The organism is Xenorhabdus griffiniae, assembly GCF_015163655.1.
GTDB lineage: Bacteria > Pseudomonadota > Gammaproteobacteria > Enterobacterales > Enterobacteriaceae > Xenorhabdus > Xenorhabdus griffiniae.
In genome coordinates, this window is the sequence record NZ_JADEUF010000155.1 from 1 (window position 1) to 6,561 (window position 6,561).

8 protein-coding genes and 3 pseudogenes are annotated in these 6,561 nt (G+C 37.2%); 9 read left to right on the top strand and 2 right to left on the bottom strand.

The genetic code is table 11. The features are described 5' to 3' along the window. A pseudogene (locus tag IQ211_RS17315) lies at nucleotides 1–216 on the top strand (DUF4123 domain-containing protein); the annotation flags it as partial. A 1-nt stretch (nucleotide 217) separates the two neighbouring features. After that, on the top strand, nucleotides 218–643 hold the full coding sequence (locus IQ211_RS17320; protein WP_189760922.1) for a hypothetical protein: 426 nt from the start codon (nucleotides 218–220) through the stop codon (nucleotides 641–643). 71 nt (nucleotides 644–714) lie between these two features. Here the strand turns inward: IQ211_RS17320 and IQ211_RS17325 are convergent. Continuing rightward, nucleotides 715–1,185, bottom strand: a pseudogene (locus IQ211_RS17325) (transposase); the annotation flags it as partial. Next, nucleotides 1,092–1,355: a hypothetical protein gene (locus IQ211_RS20230; protein WP_399478465.1), complete on the bottom strand. Its 264-nt coding sequence runs from the start codon at nucleotides 1,353–1,355 to the stop codon at nucleotides 1,092–1,094. The pseudogene IQ211_RS17325 and the gene IQ211_RS20230, both read right to left, overlap by 94 nt. Nucleotides 1,356–1,467: 112 nt before the next feature. Here IQ211_RS20230 and IQ211_RS17330 point away from each other — a divergent pair, with 112 nt between their 5' ends. The 7 genes and pseudogenes from IQ211_RS17330 to IQ211_RS17355 form a co-directional block, all read left to right on the top strand. Beyond that, nucleotides 1,468–1,740 (top strand): hypothetical protein, encoded by a 273-nt coding sequence (locus IQ211_RS17330; protein ID WP_189760923.1) that lies wholly within the window; start codon nucleotides 1,468–1,470, stop codon nucleotides 1,738–1,740. After that, nucleotides 1,721–2,503: a hypothetical protein gene (locus IQ211_RS17335; protein WP_189760924.1), complete on the top strand. Its 783-nt coding sequence runs from the start codon at nucleotides 1,721–1,723 to the stop codon at nucleotides 2,501–2,503. Before IQ211_RS17330 ends, IQ211_RS17335 begins: the two co-directional genes overlap by 20 nt. A gap of 169 nt (nucleotides 2,504–2,672) precedes the next feature. Then, nucleotides 2,673–3,449: a hypothetical protein gene (locus IQ211_RS17340; RefSeq protein WP_189760925.1), complete on the top strand. Its 777-nt coding sequence runs from the start codon at nucleotides 2,673–2,675 to the stop codon at nucleotides 3,447–3,449. Nucleotides 3,450–3,618: 169 nt separating this feature from the next. Continuing rightward, the gene (locus tag IQ211_RS17345) at nucleotides 3,619–4,401 is read left to right on the top strand and encodes a hypothetical protein (RefSeq protein ID WP_189760926.1); all 783 of its coding nucleotides are present in this window, start codon (nucleotides 3,619–3,621) and stop codon (nucleotides 4,399–4,401) included. Nucleotides 4,402–4,570: 169 nt separating this feature from the next. Beyond that, nucleotides 4,571–5,341, top strand: a complete 771-nt coding sequence (locus IQ211_RS17350) for a hypothetical protein (protein WP_189760927.1) — start codon at nucleotides 4,571–4,573, stop codon at nucleotides 5,339–5,341. 527 nt (nucleotides 5,342–5,868) lie between these two features. Further along, a pseudogene (locus tag IQ211_RS19725) lies at nucleotides 5,869–6,129 on the top strand (helix-turn-helix domain-containing protein); the annotation flags it as partial. Between the two features lie 173 nt (nucleotides 6,130–6,302). Continuing rightward, nucleotides 6,303–6,561: hypothetical protein (locus IQ211_RS17355; protein WP_420856248.1), on the top strand; the 259-nt coding region annotated here is incomplete at its 3' end.

Genomic DNA, 6,561 nt, shown 5'->3' on the forward strand with positions numbered 1-6,561 from the left:
GCTCTGCTGCTCGATAAACACGAACTCAGCGATGCCAGTTGGGGCTGGGGTTATCGCAGCACACTGCCGTGGTCATTTCAGCTAGAGCATTGGCGGTTACATCAACAGGTGTTGCTGCGTGGTCAGATTGTGGTACTGCGGCTGATGGATATCCCAGCCTACATAAACAAAAGAATCACTGCCCTGAAAAAGGAAGAAGGAAGGGGAAGAAATTAAAATGTATAAAAAAATCATTTCGTTGTTGGTTATACTATCTTCTAATGTTTTTGCTTCTGAATTATCTATTTCAGTTGCTTGTTATACTAATAATGACGATAAGCCGATAAATATAAAATATGTCACTCTGTATTCAAAAAAAGATAATGCTGAAATTGGTTATGTTAAGTATGAAAAGTCTGATATAGCTATACCGATTGTTTTCGTTAAGAACGATGTAATATTAAGTGAGACTAGGCCATCTATCGACACAACGATATGGAATGAAATGATTAAAGGAGAAGTCAATGGAACCTATATGGTTCTTTCACAAGGAACATACTACTCTGGTTTAATATATAAAAATAAAAAAGGTAAGCAGATTGACTTTGTAGAAATTGAAGATGCTTATGATGAAAAAATAAGTGATTGTGTCTGGAAAAAATAGGATCTTGTTTCCGAAGAATTTGAGACATACCGACCCTGTTCCCGATTTTGTGTAATCACCATTTTTCATTTTTAAATGTGACCGTCTAAACGGTCACCGAATTCAATAATAAACCGGCTCATTGCACGAAGCCAATCCTAGATCGGCATTGTCCACTTTTTCGATGCCGCTTGGATCGCCAGCCAGACGACTTTTTTCACTGAATTATCTGATGAGAATATTTTTCGCCGTTTGATGGCATGGCGGATCACACTGTTCAGTGATTCGATAGCATTTGTCGTGTAGATAACCTTCCTGATTTCAGGCGGATAAACAAAAAAAGTGGATAAATGAAGCCAACTTTCCCGCCAACTCTTACTGATTTGGGGATAACGTTCATCCCATTGTTGGGAAAACGTCTCCAGTGCTTGCTGAGCGAACTCTTCTGTCTGTGCCTGATAAATCTGTTTCAGGTCTTTAACCACGGCTTTCGCGTCTTTCCAGGACACATAGCGCAGATTATTGCGGATACATAGCTGAACTTTAGCATGAGGATATTCGAGCCAGATTTGAGCTGGTGCTTTTCATGACCCAAATGCGTGGTCAACTCTGCTTTCAATGCTGCTTCAACGGTCAATTTTTTGAGGAAACGAGAAAGCTGGCTTAAATCTTCAGGGATCTTTAGATTTTTAGCCAGCTCAGTGACCAGCACCTGTAATTGTTTTTCGTCCATTTTGTCACCTGTTTGAGTTGATTAATTAAAAATAATCGAAACAGGCAATTACACAAATTTATGGACAGGGTCTGATTTAGATACGATTATAACGACAGCAACAGACCACTTTATGGGCAGTAAATATCAAGCCATCATAAATAATCAATTGCTCAGTTTCTTAGAGCCAACGAAAACGCCTAAGCTAATAGCTTCAAAAGAAAAATTTGATAAATTAATACATCATCAAGATGCCGCTCCACTGAGTGCAAAACGTAACACTACTTTTATGGCACTCGAAAATAAACTGCACGATGTTTTTGAACAAGATGTTAACCAAGATGAATTATTGAAATGCGCTCTTGAGCGATATAAGGAAAACACCCATGAAATCTCTATGCAATAAAAGCGTATTATCCTCCCTACTTGCTGTGTTTTTCATACAAGGGTGCACCCAAAGCGAATCATTATCTCCACCGATTAATGGAGAGAATATTCATTTTATGGCAACTCTTCCTGATGAGTTGGATGCCTTACCCCTTTCAGCCATGTATCGTTCTGAAATTTGCCGCAAAGAACGCCGAACCGCGAATATGAAGTCGTATTCTGTTCCGGGTTTTCATCGTGCCACCTACCCTCTATCAATCGGTCAGTCAAATCAAGTTGAGGTCAGTGTCCCTAAGGAGGGGGGAGGGAAGTGTGGTTGGAAACTGAGTAATATTACTTTTGAAGTCAAGCTGAAAGATACGTCAACAATTGCATCTCTTATTAAAAATAATTTTGGATTTAGAACGACATTTGTTATTGATGGTAATGCACCCCAAGAATTCGATGGTGGGTATATAAAAAAAACAGGTAATTTAAATGAAGAGATTACTCTATTTCCTTTACTAAGAGAAAGGTTCTTAGGGGGGGGAAGTAAATCATTTTATTTGGTAGGAAAATATGATGTTATGACATATAAAATGGATAATGGTAGAAAAATTCATCTTAATGTCTTATATGAAAAAAACTTTTTAACTCATTGGCAGGGAAGAAAAAATCAGGGTGCAGATACATCAATGACTTACCCTGACGGAACAATAATATACAATGGTGATGTAACACCAGACTTTGATAAATTAATGCGTATTCTTGAATCAAGAAACAGCAAACAAACTAAGATGTAGTCATTCAGACTTAATCTGGCAGTCACCCACTTTGATTTAGTGCCTGTCAGATTAAATTCGGAATGCCTAAGCTAATAGCTTCAATAGGGTCATTTGATGAAATAATGCATCCTAACGATGTCTATCTGAATTATTGAATACGCTCTTGAGCGATATAAGGAAGGTGCCAATGAAATCTCTATGCAATAAAAGCGTATTATCCTCCCTACTTGCTGTGTTTTTCATACAAGGGTGCGCGCAAAGTGAATCATTTTCTCCACCGATTAATGGAGAGAATATTCATTTTATGGCAACGATTCCTGATGAGTTAGATGCTTTACCCATTTCAGCCATGTATCGTTCTGAAATTTGCCGCAAAGAACGCCGAACCGCGAATATGAAGTCGTATTCTGTTCCGGGTTTTCATCGTGCCACCTACCCGCTCTCAATCGGTCAGTCAAATCAAGTTGAGGTCAGTGTCCCTAAGGAGGGAGGAGGGAAATGTGATTGGAAACTGAGTAATATTACTTTTGAAGTCAAGCTGAAAGATACGTCAACAATTGCGCCTTTTATTAACAAAAATTTTGGATTTAAAACAACATTTGTTATTGATGGTAATGCACCACAAGAATTTGATGGAGGTTATTTAAAAATAAATGGGGATGTACATGAAAAAATAATTTTATTTCCCCTTATAACAAAAAGCTTTTTAAATGGCAATGAGAATACATTTTATCTTATAGGGAAAGGAAGTCCGTTAACGTATAAAATAGGAACGGCTAAAAACATTAATCTAAATTACATATATATAAAACAAATGCTTTCAGTTTGGACTGGTAGAAAGAACAATGACATGCCATTTATGACATATCCTAATGGTGATATTGTTTCTGGCGAGGTTAGACCTGAATATAAAAAGTTAATGGGCATTCTTGAATCCAGAGACAGCAAACAGACTAAGATGTAGTCATTCAGACTTAATCTGGCAGTCGCCCACTTTGATTTAGTGCCTGTCAGATTAAATTCGGAACGCCTAAGCTAATAGCTTCAATAGGGTCATTTGATGAAATAATGAATCTTAACGATGTCTATCTGAATTATTGAATACGCTCTCGAGCGATATAAGGAAAACACCCATGAAATCTCTATGCAATAAAGGCGTATTATCCTCCCTACTTGCTGTGTTTTTCATACAAGGATGCGCGCAAAGCGAATCATTTTCTCCCTCAGTTAATGGAGAGAATATTCATTTTATGGCAACGATTCCTGATGAGTTGGATGCCTTACCCCTTTCAGCCATGTATCGTTCTGAAATTTGCCGCAAAGAACGCCGAACCGCGAATATGAAGTCGTATTCTGTTCCGGGTTTTCATCGTGCCACCTACCCTCTATCAATCGGTCAGCCAAATCAAGTTGAGGTCAGTGTCCCTAAGGAGGGAGGAGGGAAGTGTGATTGGAAACTGAGTAATATCACTTTCGAAGTCAAGCTGAAAGATACGTCAACAATTGCGCCTCTTATTGACGATAATTTTGGATTTAAAACGACATTTGTTATTGATAGTAATGCACCCCAAGAGTTCGATGGTGGATATATAAAAAAAACAGGTAATTTAAATGAAGAAATTATTTTATTTCCTTTACTAAGAGAAAGGTTTTTTGGGGATCATAGTAAATCATTTTATTTGGTAGGAAAATATGATGTTATGACATATAAAATGAATAATGGTAGAAAAATTCATCTTAATGTCTTATATGAAAAAAACTTTTTGACTTATTGGCAGGGAGGGAAAAATAAGGATAGAGAAACATCAATGACTTACCCTGACGGAACAATAATATACAATGGTGATGTAACACCAGACTTTGATAAATTAATGCGTATTCTTGAATCCAGAAACAGCAAACAAACTAAGATGTAGTCATTCAGACTTAATCTGGCAGTCGCCCACTTTGATTTAGTGCCTGTCAGATTAAATTCGGAACGCCTAAGCTAATAGCTTCAATAGGGTCATTTGATGAAATAATACATCATAACGATGTCTATCTGAATTATTGAATACGTTCTTGAGCGATACAAGGAAAACACCAATGAAATCTCTATGCAATAAAAGCGTATTATCCTCCCTACTTGCTGTGTTTTTCATACAAGGGTGCGCGCAAAGTGAATCATTTTCTCCACCGATTAATGGAGAGAATGTTCATTTTATGGCAACTCTTCCTGATGAGTTGGATGCCTTACCCCTTTCAGCCATGTATCGTTCTGAAATCTGCCGCAAAGAACGCCGAACCGCGAATATGAAGTCGTATTCTGTTCCGGGCTTTCATCGTGCCACCTACCCGCTCTCAATCGGTCAGCCAAATCAAGTTAAGGTCAGTGTCCCTAAGGAAGGAGGAGGGAAGTGTGATTGGAAACTGAGTAATATTACTTTTGAAGTCAAGCTGAAAGATACGTCAAAAATTGATCCTCTTATTAACAAAAACTTTGGATTTAAAACGACATTTGTTATTGATGGTAATGCACCACAAGAATTTGATGGCGGTTATTTAAAAATAAACGGGGATGTACATGAAAAAATAATTTTATTTCCCCTTATAACAAAACTCTTTTTAAATGGCAAGGAGTTTTCATTTGACCTTATAGGGAAACACGATCCGTTAACGTATAAAACAGGAACAGCTAAAAACATTAACCTAAATTACATATATATAAAACAAATGCTTTCAGTTTGGACTGATAGAAAGAATAATGACAGGCCATTTATGACATATCCTAATGGCGATATTGTTTATGGCGAGGTTAGACCTGAATATAAAAAGTTAATGGGTATTCTTGAATCCAGAGACAGCAAATATCACTGACGCGCTGCGCTTGTCTTCTCCATGTTACCGGGCTAATACATTAACTCGGTAACATGGAGAGCCGAAAAAAATACCTGCCAGAAAAATATTTCCTCACTGCAAAAACAGATGAGGAATTGAGATTTTTAAATGGTAAGTGCCCCAAATTATGCCCCGCACTGCATATTGATTGCAACAGACTAAACTAAATAGGTTTTCATAATACTGAGAGTATCAGATGTTGGGGTTCCTTACCCCGCGCGGCGCGCAGGGTAAGGAATACTCCTATTATTTTGAAACGCTATTTAGATGTAAAAATAATAGTTCACACTGATTTTATTGTATTTTATAAAAATTATTTTACTTAGCTAGACTTCACTGGAAGTTGAAATGGCTCCAGTATCAGAACTAAATAAGCTTTCAAAATAGTAGATCACTTGGAGGGAACTCAGTCCAATTTTTGCGATCTGATTAATCGCCAAATCAAAAAAATCCCAAAATGGACTGAGTCATGCGAATCATAGCACCAATCCCCCAAAGTGAACGACGCCAGAATCCTTCATTGTTCACGTTCTTCCGTTCATCGTTGGATAAATGGGTTAACATTATATGGGCTGGAAGGATTAAAAAGCTTGCCGAGAGGCAGACCTGCTCGATGGAATTTAGCCCCGATTTTTAGCTTGCTGTCGTTCTTGTTATCACACTCCCCGCAGAATTTTAACTGTTTGCGTTCACGCTGGAGTATTGAACTTATCACTCAGATAATCAATGAATTATTAGGATTGTCACTGGCGAAAAGTACGCTTTATATGGAATATACTATTCTGATGTTCTTTCCTATATATACGCATTAAACTTCAAGTTGCAGTTTACAACACGATATGAAACCTGATTTCTCCCCCGCTTCGCGGGGAGAAATTATACGCATCTTGAAGTTAGATTGGTATAAACAAGAGAATTATTAATCTAAAAGGAAATGGAAGTGATTAAAAAAAACACTCTTTTTTTGTTGGTACTATTATCTTTTAAGGCGTTGGCTTTTGAAGAGTCTACTGAGATTATGTGTTTTACTTCATATGGTGAAAAACCAATAAATATAAAATATGTCACTTTGTATTCAGAAAAAGATAAAGCCTATCTTGGCTATGTTAAGTATGAAAAATCTGATACAGCCATACCTATTAATTTTGTTAAAGATAATGAAATACCAATAGAAACAAGGCCATCTATTTATACTATAG